We start from the raw sequence: 25622 nt of genomic DNA, 5'->3' as shown, positions 1-25622 counted from the left end.
GCGTCCCCGGCCGAACCCCGCCGCTCGCCCCGCGCACGCGCCCCCGTACCGCTGCGCGCGAACGGTCCGCGGCGGATCCCTCGTCCCGCGCGGAGTGGGCCGACGCCACCGAGCCTTCCGCGGCCCCTCGGCCGGCCGCGCGACGGAGCGGCCCGGATCCCGCGCTCGATCCCGCGCTCACGGAGCTGATCCCCCTCGCATCCGCATCGGCGCCCGCGGCACCGGACCGCGCACCGTCCGCCCCTGGCGCAGGGAGTCGGGACCGGACCGGACCGCGTCCACCGGCCCCGCCCGTCGCCGAGGATGCCACCGGTCGCTCCGAGGCCACCCCGCCCCTCCAGGCGAAGCCGACGACGCCTTCGAACCCACCGCACGAGCCGCACCCCGGCCGTGCGCCCGAGAGCCGAGCCGTCGCTGCGCCGCAGGCATCGGTGACGACGGCCGGGAGCCGGCAACCCGGTACCCCGCCGGCGTCCGAAGGGCCGCCGACGGCGGTGCGCCGGCGCTTCGGCCTGCGAGCCGAGGCCGACACTCCCGTAGGGACGACAGAACCCCCCGTGGCGCAGGCCTCCACGCCGGATTCGACGCCTCGGCGCGCGACCGAGGAGCGTCCATCGCCCGTGCCGACGGTCACCGCACGGATCGCCGACCCGGCGCTGACGCAGCCCGATCCCCAACCCGGACCGCCCGCCCCCACCGTCACCGTCGTCGTCGGCCGCATCGAGGTTCGTGCCGCTCACCGTCCCTCCGCCCCACCCCCCGCGCCCCCACGCGACGCCAGGCCCAAGCAGGTCGCACCCGATCTGGAAAGCTACCTGTCAGGGCTCGGGGGCAGCGCGTGAGCACCGCGTACGCGCTCGCCGCCGTCACGGCCGTGTTGTGCAGCCGCCTCCGCGCCCGCATCGCCGAGGCCGATCTCACCGTCCGCTCATCGGAGATCGCGGTGAGCGCCCTGCCGCCCGACCGGATCACGGTCGGCGCCCAGGAGCCGGCCCAGCTCAACCTCTTCCTCTACCAGGTCACTCCGAACCACGGCTGGAACAACGTCGCAATGCCCGCCGCCGCGCCGACGGGAGGACCGCTCAACGCTCCTCCCCTCGGGCTCGACCTGCACTATCTCCTGACCGTGTACGGCGCAGAGGCCTATGTCGGCGAGATCATCCTCGGCCACGCGCTGCAGGCTCTGCACGACGAGGCGGTCCTGACCAGGGACGTCATCAGGAAGGCACTCGACCCGGATCTCACCGACCAGTCCCTCCCCAAGGAGTTGAAGGAAGCCGGCCTCGCGGACCAGCTGGAGCTCGTACGGCTCACTCCCACCACGATGTCGTCGGAGGAAGTGTCCAAGCTGTGGTCCGCTCTGCAGGCCCACTACCGGCCCAGTGCCACGTACACGGCCCATGTCGTGGTGATCGACAGCAAGCGGCCGCGCCGTCCCGCGCTGCCGGTCGCGGGGCTCGCCGCATCGTCCACCGTCCGGCCCCAACTCCCCCCGGTGCTCGATGCCGTGATGAACAGTGGCGCCGGTGGCGTCATCACCCCCGACAGCACCATCGTGCTCCGCGGCCGCGGCCTCGGTGGCAACGGCCTGGTCCTGCTCGGTGGATTCGGGTACCGCCCGACGGCCGCGGAGGTCACGGAGTCCGCGATCACCGTCCCCCTCGCCACCGCCGCTCCCGCGCTCAGGGCCGGAGTCGTCCCGGCGCAGGTGCGGATGGAGGTCCCTGTGAGCGTCCCGCGTCCGGAGGGTTCGCCCATGCCCGCCGGCGAGGAGACCGCCGAGGTCACGGTCTACCCGTCGAACGGCGTCTCCTTCCTCCTCGCTCCGGTCGTCACCGCCACCGCACAGGTCAGCGGTACGGAGACGGTGAACGGTGTCCCGCTGGTGTCCGGCACGGTCACCGTGACCGTCACACCAAGGGTCACGGCGACGCAGCACGTCACCCTGCTGCTCAACGAGATCGGCGCGCCCGCCGGCCGTCGGGCCTTTGGCATCGCGATCGCGGCACCGAAGGACAACGGCGTCACGACGGGCGGCACCGACACCGCCACGATCACCTTCGGCTTCAAGAAGGTTCCCAAAGGCCGGTACGTCGTCAGGCTTTCCGTGGACGGCGCCGAGAGCGCCCTGGGCCGCGACAGCCGCACCGGTCTCTACAAGAGCCCAGGGGTGGATCTGTGACGACCGAGAACGAATCCTGGGCTTCGGCCAATCAGCGCTGGCTTGCGGCAGAGGTCACCGCACTGGAGCTTCGGCTGCGCCGCTACGCGGGGCTGCCGGGCGGGGACGACCCCGCGGCCACGGACGCCGCCCGACAGGCCTGCGACGAGGCGGCCGCGGCGCTGCCCGGACCGTCCGCCCTGGATGTCGTGGCGCAGTGCTTCGGACTCGGCGCGTTCGAGCGGAACATGCTCCTGCTGACGGCCGCCGACGAACTCGACGCTCGTATCGGTGAGATCTGTTCGATGGTGAACGGCGGCGTGCACGACCGCCCGACCTTCGGGCTCGCGCTCGCCGCCCTCGACGAGCCTCACTGGAGCGCCATCACACCGGAGGGGCCCCTCCGGGCCAGACGGCTCGTCGACGTCGGGGACGGTCGCATCACGGCGGCGCCCCTGCAGATCGACGAGCGGGTGCTGCACAGTCTGCTGGGGCTCTCCCGGCTCGACCGGCGGCTGCGCCCGTACGCCGTCCAGGTCCTCGCCTCCGACGTACCCCTGCCGCCGAGTCTCGCCGCCGCGGCCGGCCGGGTGCGCGGCATCTGGGGGACCCATCGGACGGGGCCGATTCCCCCGGTCGTTCTGCACGGGCCCGAGCCGCGGGATCTCGACGCCGTGGTCGTGGCGGCCGCGCATGGCGTGCCGGTGTACCGCGTGACAGCCGCGGACCTTCCGGCCGACCCCGCCGACCTCGACAGCTTCGCCCGACTGTGGGAGCGGGAGTCGTTGCTCGACCGCACGGTGATGGTCCTGGCGTGCCAGGACGGAGGCACCCAGGAGCGTCGCGCCGTCGCGGCGCTGCTCGACCGCGCCGACGCCCCGATCGTGGTCACCGCCCCCGGCCCGGTGCCCCTGCCGGGAGCGGGTGCGCACCTGCCGGTGGGACGACCTCCTCGATCGGAGCAACGCGCCCTGTGGCGGAGTGTCCTCGCGGATCCCGAGGAGGCCGACGACCGGCTGACTCGTCAGATCGACGAAGCGGTGACCCAGTTCGACATGGGCTTCGCCGATATCGTCCACCACGGCACGGTGGACGCCGGTCCCTCCGGGGACTCTCTGTGGAACGTCTGCCGCACCCGTTCGAGGGACCGGCTCGGAGACCTGGCACAGCTCATCGAACCGCGGGCACGCTGGCACCAGCTGCGGCTCCCGGCCGAGCAGTACACCGTCCTGCGGGACATCTCCGCACAGGCCCGCGGGGCCGCCAAGGTGCAGCACGCCTGGACCTCCGCCGAAGACCACCCCCGTGGGCTCGGCCTCAGCGCGATGTTCGCCGGACCGTCCGGCACCGGTAAGACGCTGGCCGCGGAGGTGATCGCAGCCGAACTCCGTCTGGACCTCTACCGCATCGACCTGTCGGCCGTCGTCAGCAAGTACATCGGAGAGACGGAGAAGAACCTGCGGGCCGTCTTCGACGCGGCCGAGAAGGGCGGCTCCGTGCTGCTCTTCGACGAGGCGGACGCGCTGTTCGGCAAGCGGACGGAGGTCCGCGACAGCCACGACCGGTACGCGAACATCGAGGTCAGCTATCTGTTGCAACGCATGGAGAGTTACCGGGGTGTAGCCATCCTCACCACCAACATGCGGTCCTCCCTCGACCAGGCGTTCCTGCGGAGGCTGCGCTTCGTGGTGAACTTCCCCTTCCCGGACGCCGCACAGCGGGCGGACATCTGGCGCTCCGCGTTTCCGGCACAGGTACCCACGAGCGGCCTGGATCCGGAGAGGCTGGCCCGGCTGAACGTGTCCGGCGGCAGTATCCGCAACATCGCGTTCCACGCCTCGTTCCTGGCCGCCGACGCGGACGAGCCGGTGACCATGGCCCACATCCTGCGGGCGGCGCGCAGCGAGTACGCCAAGCTCGACCGGCCGCTCACCGAGGTCGAGGCAGGAGGCTGGTCATGAGTACCCAGCCGCACGCCGTCGAGCTGCGCATCGACGAAATCGTCGTGCACGGGGTGGACATCGAACGACCCCACGGCCTCGCCGAGGCCTTCGAGACGGCGTTCTCCCGGCTGCTGCTCGACCGGGGCGTCCCGCCGGGCTGGGTGGCAGGCACCGTCGGGGCACCGGACCGGCCTCTCTTCACCGTGCTCCCGAGGTCGGCGGCCGTGGAGGAGGTCGCGGACGGACTGGCCCGCACGGTGTACGAGGGGCTCGGCGGATGAGCGCCGCGGAGAAGGGGGTGCCGGGAGCGAGCCGTCGCTCGGCGGCCGGCCCCGAGAAGGAACAGCTCGCCGCGCGCGGCGACCGGCTCTCGTCGGCGCGGGGTCGTTCCACCGATTCGCCGGCCGCCCGAGGCCCGCGGGCGCTCGGGCCCCGGCCCCGGGCACACCCGGGAATCGTCGACGGTGACGCGGCCCGCGCCGCGCTCACCGCCCGACTGCTGGGGCGGCTGGCCGTTCAGCTGGGCTTCCGTCTGGACACCGCGAAGGTCGTCGTCGACGGCGAAGCCGCCCGCAGGACCGCCCCACGAGGCGCTCGCGGGCTCCTCGCCGACGGGGTGATCTGGCTGCGCCCCGACGGCTACGACCCGGGCACGGCTTCCGGCCGGGCGCTGCTCGCGCACGAGGCCACCCACCTGGCACAGCGTTCCGTGGCCCCCGGCACCACTCGCCGCCGCACCAAGGCGGAGGCCGAAGCGGAAGCCGCCGCTGCTGCCGCCGATTTCGCCGAGGGACGCGAGCTCGGCGCCGCCGTCGTACCGCTCGCCGAGGGAATCGCCGCGGCCGACACCGACGCCCTGGCCGAGGCGCTGCCGCCTCCCGGGGCCGCGGCGGAGGCCGGGGACCGGGTGGCGCAGGTCTCCCGGACCTACGCCAAGGACATCGAGATCCTGAGGGACCGGCTCGGCCGGCCCGTCGGCGAGGCCGACGTCTCCTACGCGCTGGTGATCCTGGACCAGTACCCGCTGGACATCGCGTCCGCCATCGCCAGGGCGGTCGGCACGCCCTGCGTCGCGCGGCTGGCGAACGAGCTCACCGACGGGCAGCGGCGCCGTCACCGCCGGTCGGTGCTGTCCTGCTACCGGGCGCTCCCGCAGCCCGTCCTCAACGATCTGGACGAGCGGCTGTTCGCCGGCATGGACCTGTCCGGGCCGCCGGAAGAGGAACGCGCGGCGGCCGTGGAGGTCCTTCGAGCGCTCACCGACAGCACGTTCGCCGGGCTGCTCAAGGGCAAGCAGCGCGAGCCGATCCTGGCTCTCATGCAGCCGGCCGCACCCACCGCCGGGCGCGCGGCGGCGGCCCGGCCCGATCCGGATCTCCCCCGGGTGCTGGACCGCGGGGAGCTCGGAGACGCGAGACGACGGACCGACGTCGTCGCCCGGGTCACCAAGCTGGTGCGCGACGGCGGCGCGGACGGGGCCCGCGCCGCGCTGGAGCTCCTGCGGCCCGGGGTGCCGGGCCCGCGGGAGGAAGCGCACCGCACCCCCGCGGAGCGACCCCTGTCCGGGCCGTTGCGAGACGTCGTGCGTGCCCTGGAGGACGGCGGCACGGTGGAGCGGCTGATCGACGCCCTGCCGGAGGACGAGCGGGACGAGTCGAACGCGTACGGCCATGTCCTGCTGGAGGTCGTCAGACACCGCCCGGTCGCGGCGAACCTCGTCCGCCTCCAGTCCCTCCTCACCTACGGGCTGTTCGGCTCCCTCAGCGGCATCGGAAAGCGGGACGCCTGGCTGGCGTACCAGATCGTCCGACGGCTCCCCCCGGCGGACCAGGACCGCTGGCGGCGCCTCGACGGCGGCAAGTGGTTCCGGCGCCTCGAGGACAACATCCCCTCCGAACGCCGCGAGCAGTACGAGGGGATCGTGGTGGAGACCGCCGAAGGACGGCTCGCCGACGTCGCGGGCTCTGTCGCCGACGAACTCTCCGACAAGCCCGCCCGCACGGTGTGGCAGCGCGTTCTGGAGGACGTGACGCGCGGCGCCCGCCAGTCCTCCGCCCCGGATGCCGTCCGCCGGATCGGCACCGCGGGCAACGAGCTCGGGCCGGAGCGCGCCCTCAAGGTGCGTCGCGCCGTCGTGGTCCGTCTCGACCAGCTCGGCAAGCTCTCCCCCGTCCTGTCCGCGCTGCCCCTGGCCTTCCTCCGCGACCTCGACGCCGTCCAGGTGCTGCGTTCCGTCGTCGCCCTGCGCGACCCGGTCCACCTGATCCGCCACATCCACGATCTGATCTCCCGTAACTTCTGGTCGCAGCTGCCCTTCGTCGGAGGTCTGTTCTCCCGCTGGTCCGTCTCCTCACGCGAAGCCTTCCTCGCGTTCCAGCTGGCGCGCTGCCTGCCCGCGGATGACCGCGAAGAGCTGGCCGCGACCGAACGCTGGGCGGCCATGACGGACGCGCTGACCGAGGAGATGCGGCAGTCGGCGGGCGTCAGCCTGTTCGTCGACAGGGAGGGCAAGGAAGGGGAACGGCTGCGGGAGCGGTTGCGCGACAACCGCCTCTGGACCGAGGACCGTGCGGCGGAGCTGCGCACGCTGGTCCGGATGGCCGTCGAACTGGGCCTGCGACGGTTCGTGTTCGACCGGTCCAGGGAGACCCAGGCCTTCTCTTCCAAGGGTGAGCGGCTCCCCGCCCTGGTGGAGGCCTTCGAGCTGTACGCGCAGCCGCACCGGACCGAGTACGCGCCGCAGACGCTCAAGGGGAGAGCACCGGAGGGTCTCCAGGACGCCATCCGGCTCTCGGGCGGGTTGATGTGGTTCGTGATCAAGCTGATGGTCCCGGTGCCACACGGCGTCGTCTTCTCCCGCAAGTCCATCGGATTCGAGAACGTGGAGTTCCGCGGCGCACTGGTGACCGCCGAGTACGAGCCGGAGACCGGTCAGCTGCATGTCGCTGCCAAGGGTGCGCTCGACCTCGGTCCGGTCGACCTGGTCACCCCCGGCAAGGTGCTGAAATGCGGCCGGATGGTTCTGAGCGACTTCGAGGCGCGCGCGAACTACCCCGTGGAGGAGGCAGGCCGGCCGACCGGGGTGCAAGCCAAGCTGGGCAGGGCCGAGGCGACCGACGCGCTCGTCACGGGCGAGGATCTGATGCTGGGCGTGGCAAGGCTGCTGGCCACCTCGCTCGACGCCAGAGTGGGCCGGACGGGCACGGAAGAGCCGACGGCCCAGCCGCCCGTGAGCCCACCGTGGCTCTCCCTGGCCCTCGGCCCGGCGGTGACACGCTTCATCGAGCCGATCCTGCGTGTCGTCCGTCTGCCGTTCGTACGGTCCCTCCCCCGTGCCTTCTCCCTCCAGGGCATGCAGATGACCGTCGGAAACCTCACGCTCGAGGGGCTCGCCTACGGCGCCGGCATCACCGCCGAGCGGGCGAGCTTCGACCATCTCCTGATCGGCGGCGGCCTGAACCAGGTCGCCCTGTGCAAGGCGCGGGTCGAGGTGCTGAGGCAGCGGCTGGACCGTGAGAAGCCGGACGACGACGCCGCTCCGGCACGCACGGCGCTGCGCGAACAGCTCGACAGGGCCCGCGCGGAGCTGGCCCGGTGCGAGGAGAAGGACAAGCGCCTGCAGCAGTTGCGTCAGCAGTTCCTGAAGTCGGCCTCCAGCGTCGGGGAGACGGAGCGGAAGGAGGCCGCCCGGCTCGAACAGGAGCTGGCGGGTGGACTCGTCCTCGATGTCGCCAAGGCCGAGCTGAAGGGTCTCTCCGGCGACGTCCGCGCCGCCTCGTTGACGCTGGGCGGAGTGGGTGGCGAGGTGTCGGGACCGGCCTTCACGCCGGACATCGAGTCGACCTCGGTGTTCGTCACCGACGCCGACCGCGTCAAGGCCTTCCGCGCCCGCTCCTCCCGTGCCGGCACCGAGGCGGCGGGTCCCGCGCTCACCGGCGGGATCCGGGCCGCCACGGCCACGGCCACCGACGTCGCCGTCCTCGGGGAGATCCCCGGTTCGTCAGAGCTGGAGCAGCAGCTCAAGGGGCTGCCTCCCCAGCAGCGCGGACCTTTGGAAGGGCTGCTCGGGAGGGTCCGGTCGTACGAGGAGCTGGACAGCAGGGCCCGAGGCGTCAGCACTCCACCGCTCACGCCGCAGGAAACGCAGACCCTCGTCGAGGAACGGGAATCCCTGCGCCTCGTGTTCGGGTACCGGGCCGAGACGGTCGAGGGGCGGGGCGTCGGCGGGGGCTTCGAATCCACCGGACCCTCGTTCCTCGCCGGCCTGACCGGCTCGGGAACGGCCGACTCCGTGACCGCGCGCGGCGTCCGAGCCGGAGCAGTCTCCGTGAAGGAGCTCACGGTCGCGGGTGTCAAGGTGGCGTCGAGGAAACGGGACTCGTACGACATCGAGGCGGACAAGATCTCCGTACAGGGCGCGGCACTCGGCCGCCCGGACGCGAAGGCCGCCGAAATCGGCCTCTCCGGCCTGAGGAGCAGCGTCACCGTGCTGCGCGAAAAGCCGGGTGGCGCGATCACGGGGATCAAGCCGGTCCGGATCGATCTCGCGTCCGCGACCCTCAGGGGCCTTGACTTCCGCACCTCCGACGCATGGGTCCACTCCGACGACACCGCCCGGCTCGACGGCGTCTTCCTGGACGCGGGACTCCTGCGCCGTGCGGGGGACCCGAAGGGCGGCTGGCACGCTCATGTGGTCCAGCTGCACTGCGCCAGGGCCGCCGCGCCCGGGCTCGTCTTCGAGAACAACGGGGCGAGCACTCCGTTCCGGGCGGAGGTGAAAGGCGGCGCGCTGCTCGACATCGACGTACGCGGCATGGACTTCGCGATCGGTGCCCCGGCGACCGCCGGAAGCCCGCTGCCCGACGAGCTGAGCGTCGGCGCGATCGAGAACCTGGACATCCAGCTGACGGCGGGCGCCTTCGGCGGCCGGCTGGGCATCGCCAGTGCCCGAGTCCAGGGTCCGCCGGTGATCAACGGTGCTCTCCGGGTGCGGGCCGCCACCGACGGCACGGGCGTCAAGAGCCTGAGCGACGTCGATCTTGGGGGCCTCCAGTTCACGGGCGAGGCGGACAGCGGGCCGAGCCGCGGGGTCGTCCTCCGAAAGCTCCTCGTCGGAGGCGCCTCCGTGCACCGCTCGGGGGACGTGTGGACGATCCGCACGCTCCTGATCCCCACCGTCGAGCTCGGCCGGCTGCACTGGGCCACGGCCGACGGCGCCTCGCTGGTGTCGGACGGACCGGCCGTGCTGTCCGGGCTGACCGCGACCGGCAGCGTCACCGCCCCCACGGGCGGGCCGATGCGCGTGGCCGTCGACACCCTGAAGGTCACGTCCATCACCGCCGATCAGCTGGCGTACCACCAGGGTTCGCTCCATCTCGAACTGGGCCGCACCCCCAGGCACTCCAAGCTCCCTCCAGGTCATCACCCGCTGGAGATCCGCGACATCTCGCTTTCCGGCTTCGCCTGGACAGCGGACCGTGGCGTGACGACGGGCACTTTGGACGTCGGGTCGGTACAGGCGGAGTTCCGCGGCCAGCTCGCGCGGAACCTCCTGGCCGAGGCGACCGTCCGCGTCACCGGGCTGAACGCCTCGTTCCTGTCGAACGGCCATGTCAGGCTCAGGGCACGTGCCTCCGTGGACGCCGAGGGAGTGTGGTCCGACCCGGGTCCCACCGGTGCCGAGGAGTCGGCCCACGTGGCGGAGAGCCGGTTCACCATCGACGGTCTGGACACGGGCGTCGTCGACATCGGGCCGGAGGGGGTCGAGTTCGGGCCGGGCGACGAGCCGGGCCTGCGGATCGCCGACCTCGGCCTCGACGAGATCCACTACCGGTCCGCGAACGTGCTGCTCGACAGCATGCCCGGTGGCCGCGGTGTCCGACTGCACCGGATCGCGGCCAGGCTCAAGGTGGAGCTGCGCTCCCCGGCCGAACGGGCGGCCCGTGGGCGCGACGCCTCGCCGATTCGCCGGATCGTGCTGCGTGAGGTCGGGGTGGACACGATCGAGGCGGACGGTCTCAAGCTCACCCTGCCGCAGCTGTCCGCCGGGGAGAAGCCGGAGGAGCAGGGTCCCGTCGAGGTGTGGCTGCCGCCGGGCGAGTCCATGGTGCTGCGGGACACGCGCCTGGTGCTGCCTCCCGAGGGGGTCGTCCTGGCCCCGCCGACCGCTCCGGGGGGCGGCTGGAGCATCCCCGAACTGCGGTTGCGGATCGGGGGCGAGACCGACCCCGGTCAGTCCACCGCATCGCGGCCGGCGCTGCTCGTCCCGGACATCCGGGCGCGGGTCAAGGGCATCGTCCAGGAGGCACAGGCGCGAGCCTTCGCCGAACGGATCGACGTGCGCTTCCTCAGTGGGGGCGGCCTCCTCCTCGACGTCCTCCACCCCAGCCTGACCGGCATCGAAGCCGTCTTCCGGAGCACCCCCCGCCACCGGCTGCGCACCAGGGGGATCCCCGGCCAGGGGCGTCCCCGAGCGGCCGGGGTCGGCGCCGAGTCCGTGCACTACGAATCGGCCACGGGCAGGATCACGCTCACCGACCTCGGTGTGACCGGACTGCAGTACGAGAACCAGGAGAGCGGTGGGTCGGAGTTCCAGGTGACCGTGGACCGGGCCACGTTGCCCGGGAAGTCCCGCATCGACACGGACCGGGCCAGGGGACCGGTCGGGGTCACCCTCGACGAACTCGAGATCCAGGACGCCCGGTTCGAGGCGCGGTTCCACGGCCCGCCGCAGAAGAAGCCGGCCGCACAGCACCCGTGGACGGCCACCCTCGCCACGCTCGGCCCGTATCAGGAGGTCTTCGATTCGCTCCAGGGCAGGATCGCCATGCGTCTGCCTGCCTTGGGCGACCTCCACGTCGACCTGCGTGTCGTGGACGGACGGCTGCGGTACCGCGAGATCGAGCGGCAGTTCCTCGGCGGGTGGCGTCACGCCATGAACTTCACGCTGCACTCCACACCGCCCCACCTGGAGTTCGGCGTCGGTATCCGGGGCGACAAGGGATCGGAACGCTTCGTCGTCGCGAGCTGGGACCTGGACCGTGACGAGCTCCGCGAGGCCGAGAAGTCGGAGCGGGTGCGGATCTGGAGACTGCTGAACATCGAGGGCGAAGCAAGGCAGAAGCTCGACGCACCGGAGAAGAAGGACGAACCGCCGGGCATGCCGTTCAGCCTTCGCGACATCGACGTCGAACTGTCGATGCGGAGCGCGAAGCCGCTCCCGATCGATCTGGCGGCGGCCAGCGGCGGGTTCGTCTCGGGCACGGTGACGCTCGCCCGGGACGCCCTGAGTGGACTGCACCTCACGGGGCACATCCCCGGTGAGGTGAAGCAGGTCGCGGCGAGCGTGGCCCAGGTGGCGCCCGGCGAACCCGCCGACACCCGGGCGAAGATCGAATCGACGATGATCCGGCTGCCCGGCGGCTCCGCCGTCTCCACGGGCAGGATCGACATCTACGGCTTCCGTGACTTCGAGGTGTACCTGCTGCCCGGCTTCACGCCCCATCGGGTCACCGCCCATATCGAGCGCGCCGTCGCCAAGGACATCGTGTGGAGGACTCCGTGACCGGCTTCTCCCGTTCCCCCCGTTCGCATCCGGAGGCCGGCGACTCCGGTTCACCGTCCCCGCGCCGGGCCGCCGAGCGCGAGGCGGACCGGGCGGCGCGGACGGCCCTGGACCCGTCCGCTCGGGCCACGCCGCGTACGGCCGGCGAGGTGCCCCACCGGGATCACCGCGGGGGCGGTCCGCCGGGCGTCGGCCGGCCGATCGAGGACGCCGACCGCCGCTTCTTCGAGCGGCGCTTCGGTGCGGATCTGCGCTCGGTCCGCGTGCATGACGACGCGGCCGCGGCACGCGCGACCGAGCGGGAGGACAGTCTCGGGTTCACGGTGGGCGAACACGTGATGCTCGCCCCTGACGCCGACCGGGCCGTCCTGGCCCATGAGCTCGTCCATGTGCTCCAGCAGCGCAGGGCCGGGGTGACCGCCCTGCAGCGGCAGGAGCGCTCACCGGGTCGCGCGACGCCGCTCGCGCCGCCTTCCACGCCGTTCGACGTCGTACGGACCCGGCCGGCCACGGAGGACGCGCGGGTGCTGTTCGACCACGACTCCACGGGCCCTTCCAGCATGGACCTCACGTCCCTGCGGGCCGTCCTCCAAGGCCACCAGCCGTTGCAGGTGGACGTGGACGGCTACGCCAGCCGGGAGGGCGACGCCGAGTACAACGTCAACCTCTCCGCCCACCGGGCGGCGACCGTGGCGGTGGTGCTGGGGGCGATGCTGCCGGCCGGGTCCGTGGTGAGGATCCACGCGCACGGGGCGACGACGGAGTTCGGCGAGGACGCCACGGCGAACCGACGCGTCGGCATCCGGGCCACCGCGCTCCCGCAACCGCAGCCCCCGTCCTCGTCGCAGGCGCCCGGCCCTCAGCAGCACGGCGGAGGACTGCGGCTCGACCCGGTGCAGCCGCCGCTCCCGCCGGGGAAGCTGCCGGACGTCCCCGACGTCAGGCTGCGGGAGCCCGTCCCGTACTACCGGGATCCCCGTCATCCACTGCCGACGCTGCGCGATCCGGGGCTCGCGGACTCCCCCTTCCACAAGCCGCCTCCTCGCACCGAGGAGCCGCTGGTGAACTGGCCGGCCATGCGGCAGTCGTTCGTCGCCCACGGGGCGGGCGCCATCGATCCCCGTACCGCCGCGGCCATCGAAACCCACACGCGCTACTGGTACGAGCGGTTCCGCGCCATGGGTGTGCCCGAGCAGCACGCGCGGAACGCGGCCAACCTCGGCACCCAGGTCCTGGTCGACCGCGAGCTCAGCCGCGAGGGGCTCACCGGCCCGGACCGGGTGAACGACGAATTGCGCCGCCAGGGCATCCACACGACGACCGGCGGCATCGACCTGCTCAACGTGCTGCGCATGCTCAAGGAGAAGCGATGAGTCCGGTTGGCTCGCCCCGTACCGTGCGCGGTGGCATCGTCCTGCTCGATCCGACGAGCGGTGCCGTGCGCCGGGTCATCACCCTGCAGTACAACCCCGACACGGTCGCCCGTTCCTTCCAGGTCCGCGGTGCCGGGGGTGACGCGGGGGCGAAGGCGGAGGCCCTGCGGCTGACCGGGCCGCCGGCGCAGACCATCACGCTGGACGCCGAGTTCGACGCCGCAGACCAGCTGGAGTTCCCTGAGGCCAACCGTACGGTCGTGGAGGTGGGACTGCGGTCCCAGCTCGCCCTGCTGGAGACGATCGTCTATCCGACGGTGGACGCGGTCCGCTCCGCCGCGGCCCTGGCCGCCGCGGGCGCGCTGGAAGTGATCCCTCCACCGACCCCGCTGACGCTGTTCGTCTGGTCCAAGCACCACATCACGCCCGTCCGGATCACCGAGTTCTCCATCACCGAGGAGAGCTTCGACACGCAGCTCAATCCCGTCCGGGCCAAGGTCCATCTGGGGCTGCGGGTCTCCACGGTCAACGACGTCGGCGTGGGCACGCTCGCGGGCAGCCTGGCCATGACGCATCATCAACGGCTCGAACAGCTGGCCTCTCGGCAGGCTCCGGCCGGCATCGCCGCGCTCGGCATCGGAGGAGTGTCATGAGTGTCGACATCAGCCAGTTCCTCGCCTCCGTCACCGGCGCGCCCCCGGTGCACCAGGCACCGAACAGCCGCTACCGGGACACGCCGACCGCCGAGCGGCGGAACCCGGACGGCACAGTGACCGTGCACCTGCGCCGACGATTCGTGCCCCAGCCCGACGCATCCGCGACACTGGGCCGGGTCCGGGTCCGGGACGGCGACCGGATCGACACCCTCGCGGCCGAGGTGTTCGGCGACCCCACGCTCTTCTGGCGGCTGGCCGATGCCACCCTCGACGCCCGGCCCGCCGGGCTGGCCGCCGAGCCCGGCCGGGTCCTGCGGGTGAGCGCCGCCGCGGAGGGCCCCGGAGGCGCCGGTGCTTAAGGGCGTCACGTTCACCCTGATGACCGGCGCGCTGCGTGCCGAGCCGGTACCCGCCGAGCTGGCCGAGGCTCTGCTGGAAGCTCAGATCACGGTCTCGGCCGGACAGCGCAGCGGCTTCCAGCTGAAGTTCGCGCTGGCCCGGGACGGTCTGCTCAACCGGAGGCTGCTGCCCGGCCGTTCGCTCGATCCGCCGGCCCGGGTGATCCTGGTGGCCCATGTCGACGGGGTCTCCACCGTCCTCATGGACGGAGTGATCACGCGCCATGACGTCGCGCCGAGCAATGACGCCGCGCAGTCCACCCTGACCCTCACTGGTGTCGACGTGACGCAGATGATGGACCTGGTCGACATGAGCTGGCTGAAACTCCCGGCCATGCCGCCCGAACTGTGTGTCGGCTTCCTCGTCGGCAAGTACGCGATGTACGGACTGGTCCCGCAGATCGTGCCCAGCGTGCTGCTGCTGGCCCCCAACCCCCTGGAGCAGGTGCCGAACCAGCAGGGCACGGACTACGAGCAGATCAGCAGGCTCGCGGACGAGGCAGGCTACGTCTTCTACGTCGAGCCGGGACCGCGCCCCGGCCAGAACCTCGCCTACTGGGGTCCGGAGGTACGCACGGGCCGCGCACAGGCCGCCCTCAGCGTCAACATGGACGCCGCGACCAACGTGGAGTCCCTGTCGTTCTCCTTCGACGGCATCGCGCGCTCCGTGCCGCTCGTCCTCGGGCACCTGCCGAAGGCGCACCTCACCATCCCGATTCCGGTACCGGACATCACCCCGCTCAATCCCCCGCTCGGCCGGAAGATCCCGGTCCCGCTGTCCGTCAAACCGATCAACGCCGGCCGCAAGGCGACCGAGGGCACGACCGACCGGGACGATGCCACGGCCAAGTTCGACATCGTGAAGACGACGGCTCGCGCGATGGCGAGGGCGGCCCAGTCCGCACAGGTGATCTCCGCCTCGGGGTCGCTCGACGTGATGCGCTACGGACGCCCTCTCCAGGCCCGTCGCCTGGTCGGGGTGCGGGGCGCGGGTCCGGCGTACGACGGCGAGTACTACGTCAAGAGCGTCACCAGCACGCTCAAACCGGGCGAGTTCAAACAGAGGTTCAGTCTGAGCCGCAACGCACACGTGGCCATCTCGGAAGCGGTCCATCCATGAGCAAACGCTATTACGGCAAGCATCGCGGCACGGTGATCAGCAACATCGATCCCCTGCAGACGGGCCGGTTGATGGTCCAGGTGCCCGACGTGTCCGGGCCCGGCCCCTCGACGTGGGCCATGCCGAGCTTTCCGACCGCCGGAGTGCAGCACGGCGCCTGGATGCTCCCGCCTCCCGGCGCCGGGGTGTGGGTGGAGTACGAGCAGGGGGACCCGAACCATCCGATCTGGTCGGGCTGTTGGTACGGCAGCGCGGCGGAGGTGCCGGCCCTGGCGCTCGCGGTGTCCCCGGTCGTTCCGTCCATCGTGCTGCAGACGACCCGGCAGAACGGACTTGTGATCTCCGACGTTCCGGGCCCTACGGGAGGGATCCTCATCAAGTCGACGTCCGGGGCCTTCATCTCCGTCAGCGACGCGGGCATCACGATCAACAACGCACGTGGGGCGAGCATCGTGCTCGCCGGTGCGAGTGTCGCCGTCAACCAGACCGCTCTGGTGGTCACCTGATGCCCGGAGCCGTCTCTCATCTCACCGCCAAGGTCTCCTGTTCGCACGGCGCACCCGCACAGATCTCGACCGGTCAGAGCAGGGTGTTCGTGTCCGGTTTCCCGGTCGCCACGGTCACCGACAACACGCCGGTGACCGGCTGCCCGTTCCAGATCCCCTTCGGAGTCGGCACCAAGCCCCAGCCCTGCGTCCGTGTCGTGTGGGCCACACCGGCCACCCGGGTCCTGGTGACCGGGCGGCCGGCCCTCCTCAACACGAGCACGGGCCTCTGCCAGAGCGTCGAGCAGATTCCGCAGGGGCCGCCGATCGTCACCACGACCCAGACCAAGGTGATGGCCCAGTGACCCATTTCGCCGTCCCGCCGTTGATCGACATCTCCGGGCGGAGCGCCGCGCTGCCCGACGACGAGTACATCCGGGCGCTCATCGGTGAGGTGCTCATGACCCAGCCGGGCGAGCGAGTGAACCGGCCCGACTTCGGCAGCGGTCTGCTCCAGCTGATCCTCGCCCCGGCCGACCCGACCCTCGCCGCCACGACACAGCTCACCGTGCAGAGCGCCCTGCAACGCTGGCTGGGCGACCTGATCGAGATCGGTTCGGTGGAGGTCGACAGCGACGAGGAGTCCCTGCGCGTCCTCGTGGTCTACTCGCCGCGCGGATCCGACCGGCGTGTAGCCGAGGAGTTCGGATGGTCGCTGTGACGGGTGCCGCGGTCGCACCGGTGTTCACGTGCGCCGACGAGAAGCGTCGGCAGAAGGTGCGGGAGAGCACCACCCACAACGGCATCGACTACCTCGAGGTCGACCCCGACGATCAGCGCAGGCTGGCGGTTCACTTTCTGCATCCGCTGCCGGGCCAGACCGGCGGGATCCCCGCGACGCCGGCACTGGACCGTAGCCATGTGGTCGTCGAAGGGGGCGAACGGGTCACCGCCATCGGTGTGACCGGTGTCGAGGCCTCCGGAAGCGTGCTGACCGTCTCGGTCGACAGGGCCGGGGACTTCTCCTCCTACACGCTGCGGTTGGTGAGCCGGGCCACCCCGGCCGAGCCGCCGGACGGGTTCGATCCGGTCCTGGCCATGGTCCGGTTCTCCTTCAAGGTCGGCTGCCTCAGCGCGTTCGACTGCCGGCCGCGGCCCGACGAGCCCCCGCCCTCGCCCGCTCCCCCGGTGCTCGACTACCTCGCGAAGGATTACGAGGGCTTCCGCCGGCTGATGCTCGACCGGCTGGGCACGCTGCTGCCCACCTGGACCGATCGCAGCCCGGCCGACGGGCTGGTGAACCTGGTGGAGCTGTTCGCGCACATCGGTGACCAGCTCAGCTACTTCCAGGACGCGGTGGCCACCGAGGCCTATCTCGGTACGGCACGCAGCAGGATCTCGGCACGCAGGCACGCCCGCCTGCTCGACCACCACGTCCACGACGGCACCAACGCCCGCGCCTGGATCGCGATCGACGTGAAACCGGACACGACGAGCAACGGCCAGGAGGTGAAGGCGGGCACGCCCGTGCTGCTCGGCCGCCGCGAGGATGCGAAGACCCTGAGCCGCGCGCAGGCGGAGGCCCTCGGGGACGTGATCACGTTCGAGACGATGCATCCGCTGACTCTCGTAGCCGCGCGCTCCCGTATCGCCATTCACACCTGGAGCGCCGACTCCTACTGTCTGCCTGCCGGATGCACCAGCGCGACTCTGGTGGACGCGGGGTTCGTCCTGGCCGCCGGTGACGTGCTGATCTTCGAGGAGACGGCCGGCCGGGAGACCGGTCTGGAGGCGGACGCGGACCCGGCGCACCGCCACGCCGTCCGTCTGATCGAGGCCCGGCGCCGGTTCGATCCGCTCGAGCAGGTGCAAGGGTCGGTAGGCGGGCGCCCTGTGTACGACGTCCGCTGGCACCACGCGGACGCCCTGCCGTTCCCGCTGTGGGTGAAGGACGCCTCCTCGCCGGGCGCCGGCGAGCAGGCACTCGCCGTCGCCCGCGGCAACGTCGTGCTCGCCGACCACGGGCGCGGCGTCACAGGGCGCAAGCTGCCCCCGGTACCCGACCGGGGGCGCTACCGCCCCGTCCTCCCGGACGCCCCGCTCAGCAACGCGGAGCCGTACGTGCACGACAAGGCCCGAACGCGGCCCGCCTCGGACGTGTTCCGTCGCTCGCCCGATACGGCGCTCCCCCAGGTATGGCTCACCGACGAGCTCGGCCACCCCTGGCGTGCCCAGCTCGATCTGCTGGGCAGCGACCGGTTCGACCGGGACCTGGTGGTGGAGACGGAGCGCGACGAGACCGCCCGGCTGCGGTTCGGGGACGACGTGCACGGGATGCGCCCCCTGAAGGGCACGACCCTGACCGCGAGTTTCCGGATCGGCAACGGCCCCGAGGGGAACGTCGGCCACGGCACCCTTCGCCGACTCGTCTGGGATCGCGAGGGGATCGAGGACGTGACCAACCCGCTGCCCGCCCGGGGTGGCACCCGCCCCGAGTCCATGGCGGAGATCAAGGAGTTCGCCCCCCAGTCCTTCCGCGTCCAGCAGCGGGCCGTGACGGAGGCCGACTGGGAAGAGGTCGCCAGACGCCACCCCGAGGTGCAGAACGCCAAGGCGAGGTTCCGCTGGACCGGCAGCTGGTACACCGTCTTCCTCACCCTCGACCGTCGCGACGACGCACCCGTCACCGGCGATCCCGCCTTCCTCGCCGAACTGTCGGCGCATCTCCGGCGATTCCGGATCGCGGGCTACGACTTGGAGGTGACAGGTCCGCAACCCGTCGCGCTGGACCTGGAGTTGAGCGTCTGCGTGAAGCCCGGCTACTTCGCCCGGGAGGTCGAGCGGGAACTGCTCGACGTGTTCGGACCCCGCAGGCTCGCCGACGGAACCGGCGGCTTCTTCGCACCGGACCGCTTCACTTTCGGGCAGCCGCTCTACGTCAGCGAGATCCACCGTGCCGCCATGTCGGTCGCGGGCGTGGCCTTCGTGACCGTCACCCGCTTCCAGCGGTTCGGCCGCGTGTCGGCGGGAGAACGCGACCGCGGCCTGCTGGCCGTCGGAGACCTCGAGGTCATCCGGCTCGACAACGACCCGAGCCGCCCCGAGCGGGGCCAGCTGCGCATCGTCACCGAGGGGGGCCTGTGACCGGTACCGACTGCGGCTGCGGCTGCGGCCCCGCCTTCCCGTCCCGGCCGGCCACTCCGTCCAACCCGCCGGGGCTCGACGGCCTGACGTACCGGGTGGGCGTGCACGGCCAGTTCAAGGCCGCGATGCTCCGCGCGCTGGGCACGGACCCCGTGCTGCGCCACCTCGCCACCCGGGACGACGGCGACCCGGTGGTCGCGTTGCTCGACGCGTGCGGGTCGATGCTCGACGTCCTCACCTTCTACCAGGAGCGCATCGCCAACGAGGGCTTCCTGCGGACGGCGACCGAGCGGCTGTCGGTGCTCGAGCTCGCCCGGATGATCGGATACGAGCTGCGCCCGGGGGTGGCCGCCTCCACCGCTCTCGCGTTCACCCTGGCCGAGCCCACGGTCCCCGCCCCTTCCCCCCTCGTGGATCTCCCGGCCAGTGCCCTCGCGGCCACCACTCCGGAGGCGGTACGGCTGGCCGTGGGGACCAAGGCGCAGAGCGTCCCGGTCCAGGACACCCTGCCCCGTACCTTCGAGACGACGGAGGAGGTCGAGGGGCGCCCCGAATGGAACGCGATGCGGGCCGTGTCGATCGTGCGCTCGGTGCCGAAGCTCGGCGACACGACGCTCCGGCTGGCCGGCACGTCCACGGGCGTGGCCGTCGGAGACGTGATCGTCCTGCTCCCGACACCACTGCCGGCCAGTGCCGATCCGGTCCTCGACTGGGAGGCGTGCCGAATCACGGACCTCCGTACCGTCGAGCGGTCCGGATCCCTGGCGGAGCACACCGTCGCCACGGTCGAGTCGATCCGGCCGGTCGACTCCGCGCATCTGGGCCGTCCGGCCGACATGTACGTGATGCGCGTGCGGGCTCTCGTCTTCGGGTACAACGCCGTGCCGTGGAAGGCCCTGCCCTCCTCGCTCCGCGTGGGCGAGTGGGTGACTCCGGCCAATGCGGACGGGAGACCGGGGACGCCGAAGTTTCATCCAGGGCTCTACGCGGACCGCCAGCTCTCCTGGGCAGAGGCGCAGCTGCCGGCGGACGGAGTGGTCCGGCTCGACCGGGTCCATCCCGGGATCGCGGGCGGCAGTTGGGTGGTGCTCGCCTCACCCCAGCAAACGGAGAAGTACACGGTGTTCAAGGTGACCGAGGAGAGCGTCGATGACTTCCTCATGCAGGCCCAGGTCACCGTTCTCGACCTCATCGGCGACAACATCACCACGTTCGACATCCGCTCCACCACCGTCTACGCCTGTCCTGAACCACTCGAGCCGGCCTACCAGCGCGTGACCCAGGCGGTGTCGGGCAAGGAGATCGAGCTCGCCTCCGCACCGCCCGTCCTGCCGCCGGAAGGCAGGCTGGTCGCGATCCGCGGCACGGCCGCCCGCACGGGCGACGAGATCGCGGAGGTCAGCCGGATCTCCTCCATCGGGACGGGCGCCTCCACGACGCTCTTCCTCACGGAAGAACTGACCCACTCCTATCTGCCGGACTCCGTCCGGGTGAACGCCAACGTCGCACCGGCCACGGACGGCGAGAGCCGGACGGAAACCCTCGGCAGTGGCGACGGGTCCGTGCCCTTCCCCCGCTTCACCCTCCTGGGCAAACCGCTCACCTACGTGTCCGCCCCCACGCCCACCGGGGGCCTGAGCACCCTCACCGTCAGGGTCGACGGCGTGCGCTGGACGGAGGTCCCCACGCTCCACGGCCAGCCGCCCGATGCCCGGGTGTTCCTCACCCGACGCGATGACGACGGCACCGTGACCGTGTGCTTCGGCGACGGCCGGACCGGAGCACGGCTGCCCACCGGAAAGGACAACGTCGTCGCCGAGTACCGGATCGGGACCGGCCGGGCGGGGAACGTCGACGCGCGCCGGATCAGCCTTCCGTTGTCCCGGCCGCTCGGTCTGCAGGACGTCATCAACCCCGTCGCGGCGACCGGCGGCGCCGACCCCGAGCAACTGTCCCAGGCCCGACGCAACGTGCCCGGCACGGCGCTGGCCCTGGACCGCATCGTGTCGCTGCGGGACTACGAGGACTTCGCGCGCTCCTTCTCCGGTGTCGGCAAGGCGCGCGCAAGCGCCCGATGGACCGGTGAGCGGCTCCAGGTCCGGCTCGTCGTCGCCACGAGCGACGAACAGCCCGTCGCCCCCTCCTCCACGCTGCACGCCCACCTGACGGCCGGCATCGACGCCGCCCGGCACGCCCGTCACGACGTCAGCGTCGACACTTTCACCCCCCGGCCGTTCATGGTGGAACTGGGTCTGCGTACGGCGGGCACACGGGTCGTCTCGCAGGTGTACGCGGCCGTGACCGACGCTCTCGTCCGCGCCTTCTCCTTCGCAGCACGGGAGTTCGGACAACCTGTCGCGGCCGGCGAGGTCCTCGCGGTGACCCAGAGTGTCGACGGCGTCCTGGGCGTGGAACCGGGGAAGCTGCGCTTCGCCGGCCAGGCGGCCGAAGCGGACGTCCTGCGCGCCCGACCCGACGAGGTGCTGACCCTGTCCGCGCCTCACATCACGCTCACCGACGCCCCGGAGCCGAGTCTGTGACCACGAACACCGCCCCGCTCACGGGGGACCGTCTCTACGCGCTCCTTCCCGCCGCGCTGCGTCGCCGCGACGCCGAGAACGGAGGAACCGCACGTGCGCTGATCGACGTCGTGGCCGAGCAGATCCGGGTGGTCGACGCCGACATCGAGGAACTGGGCGAGAACTGGTTCATCGAGACCTGCGCCGAGTGGGTCATCCCCTACATCGGCGACCTTCTCGGCGTCCGCAGCGTCCACCAGGTGGCCGGGGTCACCTCCACGACCGCTCGGGCCTGGGTGGCCAACACCCTTCGGCTGCGCTGCCGCAAGGGCACCACCGCCATGCTGGAACAGCTGGCCCGGGACGCCACCGGTTGGCCGGCGAAGGCCGTCGAGTTCTTCGAGCTTCTGTCCGCCACCCAGAACGTCAACCACCCGAGGCCGCACCGGCCCGCGTCGGCCGATCTGCGCCACGGTGACGCTCTGGAACTGCTGGACGGGCCCTTCGACACGTTGCCCCACACCGTGGATGTGCGCCCGCCCGGCAGCGATGGGGGCTGGTTCAACATTCCCCATCTCGGCCTGTTCGTGTGGCCGATCGGCTCGTCGTGGCTGCAAGGGGTCACGCCGTACCCGGTCGGCGACCCCGACGACGGTCGATACCGGGTGGATCCGCTCGGTGCCGACCGTCCGATGTTCGTCCGGCCGGCGCCCGAGGGCGGCATCGAGCAGTTCGCCCAGGAGGAGCACGTACCCGGTCTCGCACGCAGGAGGCCGCTCTTCCACGAGTTGGAGGAACGCCGGGCCCCCTTCGCCCAGGGGCGGACTCCGGTCGAGCGCTTCTTCGGCAAGTCTCCGGTGTTCCGGATCCACGTGGCCAAGGAGGAGGCCGACCCGCTCGTCGAGGTACCCGCGACACGGCTGCGGGTCTGTGATCTCACCACCTGGCGACGGCCGGAAGCGGACCACGTCCTCGTCGATCCGGTGCTCGGCCGGATCTCCTTCCCTCTGCCGGCGCCGCCCCATCGGGTACGGATCGACCACGCCTACGGGTCGGGCGGCGACGTCGGCGCGGGCGCCTACGGCCGTTTCGACAGCCTCGACGCCGTCCTCGACCGTCCGGTGGACTGGCAGCGCTCGGTCGGCACCGCCCGCGACCCGGATCACCCCGTCGACCACACACGGCTCCGGGACGCGGTGGACGCCTGGAACACCTGGCAGGACGATCGGAGGGGGGTCTTCGGGGTCATCGCGGTGACGGACAGCCATCGCTACGTGGAGGCGCTCACGGGGGACCATGCCATCCGGCTGGGCGAGGGCAACAAGCTCGTGGTCATCGCGGCACGGACCAGGCGGGCACCGGACGGCGTCGATCCTGCCGCGGTCCAGCGGACGGGCGACGTCGAACCGTCCGGTGTCCGGCCCTGCCTGGTGGGCGACATCGAGGTGTCCGGGACGGCCGCCGCTGATCGCGAGCCCGGCGAGCTGGCATTCGACGGGCTCCTGATCGACGGCGGGCTGAAACTCCTGGACAACGGCACCGCGCGGCTCGGCCGGATCGCCGTGCACAACTGCGGCATCGTGCCCGCACGGGGCGGGATCCGCATCACGGGCGGCGATGCCGAACTCGCCGTGGAGATCCACCGCTCCCTCGTGGGGCCCGTCACCCTGCCCGCCACGGTGCGCCGATTGCGGATCGAGGGCTCCGTGGTCCAGGCGCACGGCGGCGCCCGCGCCATCGACGCGGTGGCAGCCGATGCCGCCCTCGCGGGCAGCACGGTTCTCGGCGAGACGGTCGTCCGCGAACTGTCGGCCGACGGCACCCTGTTCACCGCTCCGGTCCAGGTCGAGCGCCACCAATCGGGATGTGTACGCTTCTGCTACGTTCCGCCGGGCTCCAAGACCCCGCGCCGCTACCGCTGCCAGCCGGAAGCCGCCGTCGAGGACGTACCCCTCAGTCTCGCTCCCGAGGTGCGGACCCGACTCGCACCGCGTTTCGTGTCCACGGACTTCGGCCACTTCGGTTACGCCGTCCTCGCCTTCGACAGTCCGCCGGAGCTGGTGTCAGGTGCCGAACACGGACTGGAGATCGGGGCCTTCGGATCCGCGCAACGGTCTCAGCGGCTGGCGAACCTGGTCAACGCGCTCGACGAATACCTGCCGTTCGGTCTCGTAGCGGCGCCGCTACCCGTCATCCCGAGGAGTCAGCAGTGAAAGCCGACATCAGCCGTTCGTCCTTCGACCCCACGCGCCACTTCCGTCAAGTCCTCCGGCAGCAGGGGCGCGTGGATCTGGACGCGGACTGGAACGAGCAGCAGGACATTGTCGACCATCTGCGTTCATCGACCGGTGCCGACCTGCTCGGCCCGGCCGGCGGCCCGGCGTCGGCGGCCGCCTTCGGCCTGACGATCAGCAGCGACGGGAAGGACCTGCTGCTTTCGAACGGGCACTACTACGTCGACGGTTACCTCCTCGAGAACGAGGGGCTCCCCTCGGGGACGTCCGTCTGGAAGCAGCCGGACCTGCCGGCCAAAGGCGTCGTGCACAACGACGACGGGTCGCTGAAGGACGGTCCGGCCACGGCCGGCCGCTACCTGGCCTTCGTGCACGCCTGGGACCTGCACCGCACCGCCCTGGAGGAGAACCACATCCGGGAGGTCGCCCTCGGCGGAGCCGACACCACCACACGTCTCAAGACGGTCTGGCAGGTGGGGCTGCTGCGCCTCGGCGACGTCGGCGGTACCGGGGCGGGCTGCGACCTGGAGACGGCGGGCTGGAAGGCCCTCACCGCCGCGTCCACCGGTCTCCTCGAAGTGCGGACGGACGACCCCGACGAGGGCAGCGGACCGTGTTACGTGCCGGCCACCGGCGGCTTCCGCGGGCCGGAGAACCAGCACTACCGCGTCGAGATCCATCAGGGCGGTCCCGCGGCTACGGCGACGGCCGTGTGGGCCCGGGACAACGCCGCCACGGCGGCATCGTGGGTGTCGGGCCCCGACTCCGAGGGGTTCATCACCGTGGCCGACCCCGGGAGGGACGGTGTCGTCGGCTTCACCACGGGCATGACCGTCGAACTGACGGATGACACACGCGAACTGCTGGGCCGGCCGGGCAAGCTGGTGAGGCTGGCCGATGTGCGCGGGAACCGCCTCAAGATCGACGGCCTCCCCGCGACCCTTCCGGACGACCTGAAGCACGAGTCCTATCCGGCCGGGCCCCGCGTCCGCCGCTGGGACTCGCAGGGCACGGTGCCGGTCGCCACCGGGGCCGACGAGTGGAGTCTGCTGGAGTCGGGCATCCGGATCCGATTCGCGCAGGGCGTCACCTACCGTACGGGCGACTACTGGCTCGTCCCCGCGCGCACCCGGCTCGGCGACGTGATCTGGCCGCGAACCGCCGACGGCAAGCCGCGGCAACAGCCCCCCAAGGGAATCCGGCACCGCTTCGCGAAGCTCGCCACGGTGAGCTACGACGGCGCCGTCTGGAGCGACGTCCACGACTGCCGTGAACTTTTCCCCGACCTCACCCAGTTGATGACACTGCGCGCGGTCAGCGGCGACGGCCAGACGGTTCAAGCCGGTGCGGCGCTCGTGATCGTCCCCGCACCTCTCGTGGTGGGCGTCTCCAACGGCGGGATCCCGGTCAAGGGAGCCAAGGTCCGATTCACGGTGACCCGCGGCGGCGGCACACTTTCCGTCGGGACACCGCCCGTCGTCACGACCAACGACCAAGGCCTCGCGAGCGTCGACTGGAGCGTGGACTCCGGGACGGACGTCCAGATCGCCCGAGCCGAACTACTGGATCGCGCCGGCAATCCCACGGGGCTGCCCGTGGACTTCACCGCCTCGCTCCTGACCGCACACCGCACGGCGTACGACGGAAACAACACCTGCCCGGATCTGCTGGACGTGACGACGGTGCAGGACGCGATCGACAAACTGTGCGTCAGGCCCTCCGGCGGCTTGCCCAAGCAGGAGGGCGTCCAGATCACGGATGTCGGACCCGGCCGGCAGCCCATCGAACCGGATCCCACGCTCCCGATGCCGGCCTTCGGCATCATGGCGAGCAACCTCGAGGCGGGCATCGTGGTCACGGTGTCCGAGGCACTGGATCCGGCGACCGTGACCCGGCTCAACTGTTTCGTCGTCCTCGACCTGCCCTATCCCCTCACCAGCAGCGACATGCAGCAATGGGAGACCCGCGGAATCGCCGGTTACCAGGCGATCACCCTGGACGGGGACGTCACGTACAAGATCGAGG

The 25622-nt window shown here is 71.6% G+C and carries 15 protein-coding genes and 1 pseudogene; all 16 read left to right on the top strand.

From position 1 onward, the window contains the following. The first annotated feature begins 620 nt into the window (after positions 1–620). Positions 621–842, top strand: a complete 222-nt coding sequence (locus J7E93_RS38120) for a hypothetical protein (protein WP_215071626.1) — start codon at positions 621–623, stop codon at positions 840–842. Next, positions 839–2182, top strand: coding sequence for a DUF4255 domain-containing protein (locus tag J7E93_RS38115; protein WP_215071625.1), 1344 nt, complete (start codon positions 839–841; stop codon positions 2180–2182). The genes J7E93_RS38120 and J7E93_RS38115 overlap by 4 nt, the downstream gene beginning before the upstream one ends. Continuing rightward, positions 2179–4122, top strand: a complete 1944-nt coding sequence (locus tag J7E93_RS38110) for an ATP-binding protein (protein WP_215071624.1) — start codon at positions 2179–2181, stop codon at positions 4120–4122. The genes J7E93_RS38115 and J7E93_RS38110 overlap by 4 nt, the downstream gene beginning before the upstream one ends. Next, complete coding sequence (locus J7E93_RS21870; RefSeq protein ID WP_215071623.1) at positions 4119–4385, top strand: hypothetical protein; 267 nt, start codon at positions 4119–4121, stop codon at positions 4383–4385. The genes J7E93_RS38110 and J7E93_RS21870 overlap by 4 nt, the downstream gene beginning before the upstream one ends. After that, entirely contained in the window at positions 4382–11668 is a 7287-nt protein-coding gene (locus tag J7E93_RS21865) for a DUF4157 domain-containing protein (RefSeq protein WP_215071622.1), read from the top strand. Before J7E93_RS21870 ends, J7E93_RS21865 begins: the two co-directional genes overlap by 4 nt. Beyond that, positions 11653–13041 (top strand): DUF4157 domain-containing protein, encoded by a 1389-nt coding sequence (locus J7E93_RS21860; RefSeq protein ID WP_215071621.1) that lies wholly within the window; start codon positions 11653–11655, stop codon positions 13039–13041. The genes J7E93_RS21865 and J7E93_RS21860 overlap by 16 nt, the downstream gene beginning before the upstream one ends. Continuing rightward, positions 13038–13694, top strand: a complete 657-nt coding sequence (locus J7E93_RS21855) for a hypothetical protein (RefSeq protein ID WP_215071620.1) — start codon at positions 13038–13040, stop codon at positions 13692–13694. Before J7E93_RS21860 ends, J7E93_RS21855 begins: the two co-directional genes overlap by 4 nt. Then, positions 13691–14056, top strand: coding sequence for a hypothetical protein (locus tag J7E93_RS21850; RefSeq protein WP_215071619.1), 366 nt, complete (start codon positions 13691–13693; stop codon positions 14054–14056). The genes J7E93_RS21855 and J7E93_RS21850 overlap by 4 nt, the downstream gene beginning before the upstream one ends. After that, on the top strand, positions 14049–15215 hold the full coding sequence (locus J7E93_RS21845) for a hypothetical protein (RefSeq protein WP_308368742.1): 1167 nt from the start codon (positions 14049–14051) through the stop codon (positions 15213–15215). Before J7E93_RS21850 ends, J7E93_RS21845 begins: the two co-directional genes overlap by 8 nt. Continuing rightward, on the top strand, positions 15212–15721 hold the full coding sequence (locus J7E93_RS21840) for a phage baseplate assembly protein V (protein WP_215071618.1): 510 nt from the start codon (positions 15212–15214) through the stop codon (positions 15719–15721). The genes J7E93_RS21845 and J7E93_RS21840 overlap by 4 nt, the downstream gene beginning before the upstream one ends. Then, a complete protein-coding gene (locus tag J7E93_RS21835) occupies positions 15721–16065 on the top strand; it encodes a PAAR-like protein (protein ID WP_215071617.1) in 345 nt (114 codons plus the stop codon). The genes J7E93_RS21840 and J7E93_RS21835 overlap by 1 nt, the downstream gene beginning before the upstream one ends. Then, complete coding sequence (locus J7E93_RS21830) at positions 16062–16421, top strand: GPW/gp25 family protein (RefSeq protein ID WP_308368741.1); 360 nt, start codon at positions 16062–16064, stop codon at positions 16419–16421. The genes J7E93_RS21835 and J7E93_RS21830 overlap by 4 nt, the downstream gene beginning before the upstream one ends. Then, positions 16409–18844, top strand: a complete 2436-nt coding sequence (locus J7E93_RS21825; protein WP_215071616.1) for a putative baseplate assembly protein — start codon at positions 16409–16411, stop codon at positions 18842–18844. Before J7E93_RS21830 ends, J7E93_RS21825 begins: the two co-directional genes overlap by 13 nt. Continuing rightward, positions 18841–21384 carry a putative baseplate assembly protein gene (locus J7E93_RS38105; RefSeq protein WP_215071615.1) on the top strand — a complete coding sequence of 848 codons (2544 nt, stop codon included), beginning with the start codon at positions 18841–18843 and terminating at the stop codon, positions 21382–21384. The genes J7E93_RS21825 and J7E93_RS38105 overlap by 4 nt, the downstream gene beginning before the upstream one ends. Then, positions 21381–23576 carry a hypothetical protein gene (locus J7E93_RS38100; protein ID WP_215071614.1) on the top strand — a complete coding sequence of 732 codons (2196 nt, stop codon included), beginning with the start codon at positions 21381–21383 and terminating at the stop codon, positions 23574–23576. Before J7E93_RS38105 ends, J7E93_RS38100 begins: the two co-directional genes overlap by 4 nt. Continuing rightward, positions 23573–24826 (top strand): annotated as a pseudogene (locus J7E93_RS37275) (DUF6519 domain-containing protein); the annotation flags it as partial. The gene J7E93_RS38100 and the pseudogene J7E93_RS37275, both read left to right, overlap by 4 nt. Between the last annotated feature and the right edge of the window lie 796 nt (positions 24827–25622).

Source organism: Streptomyces sp. ISL-36 (assembly GCF_018614205.1).
GTDB lineage: Bacteria > Actinomycetota > Actinomycetes > Streptomycetales > Streptomycetaceae > Streptomyces.
Note: the sequence above shows the minus strand (reverse complement) of the source record. Positions and strands in the feature narration are given on the sequence as shown.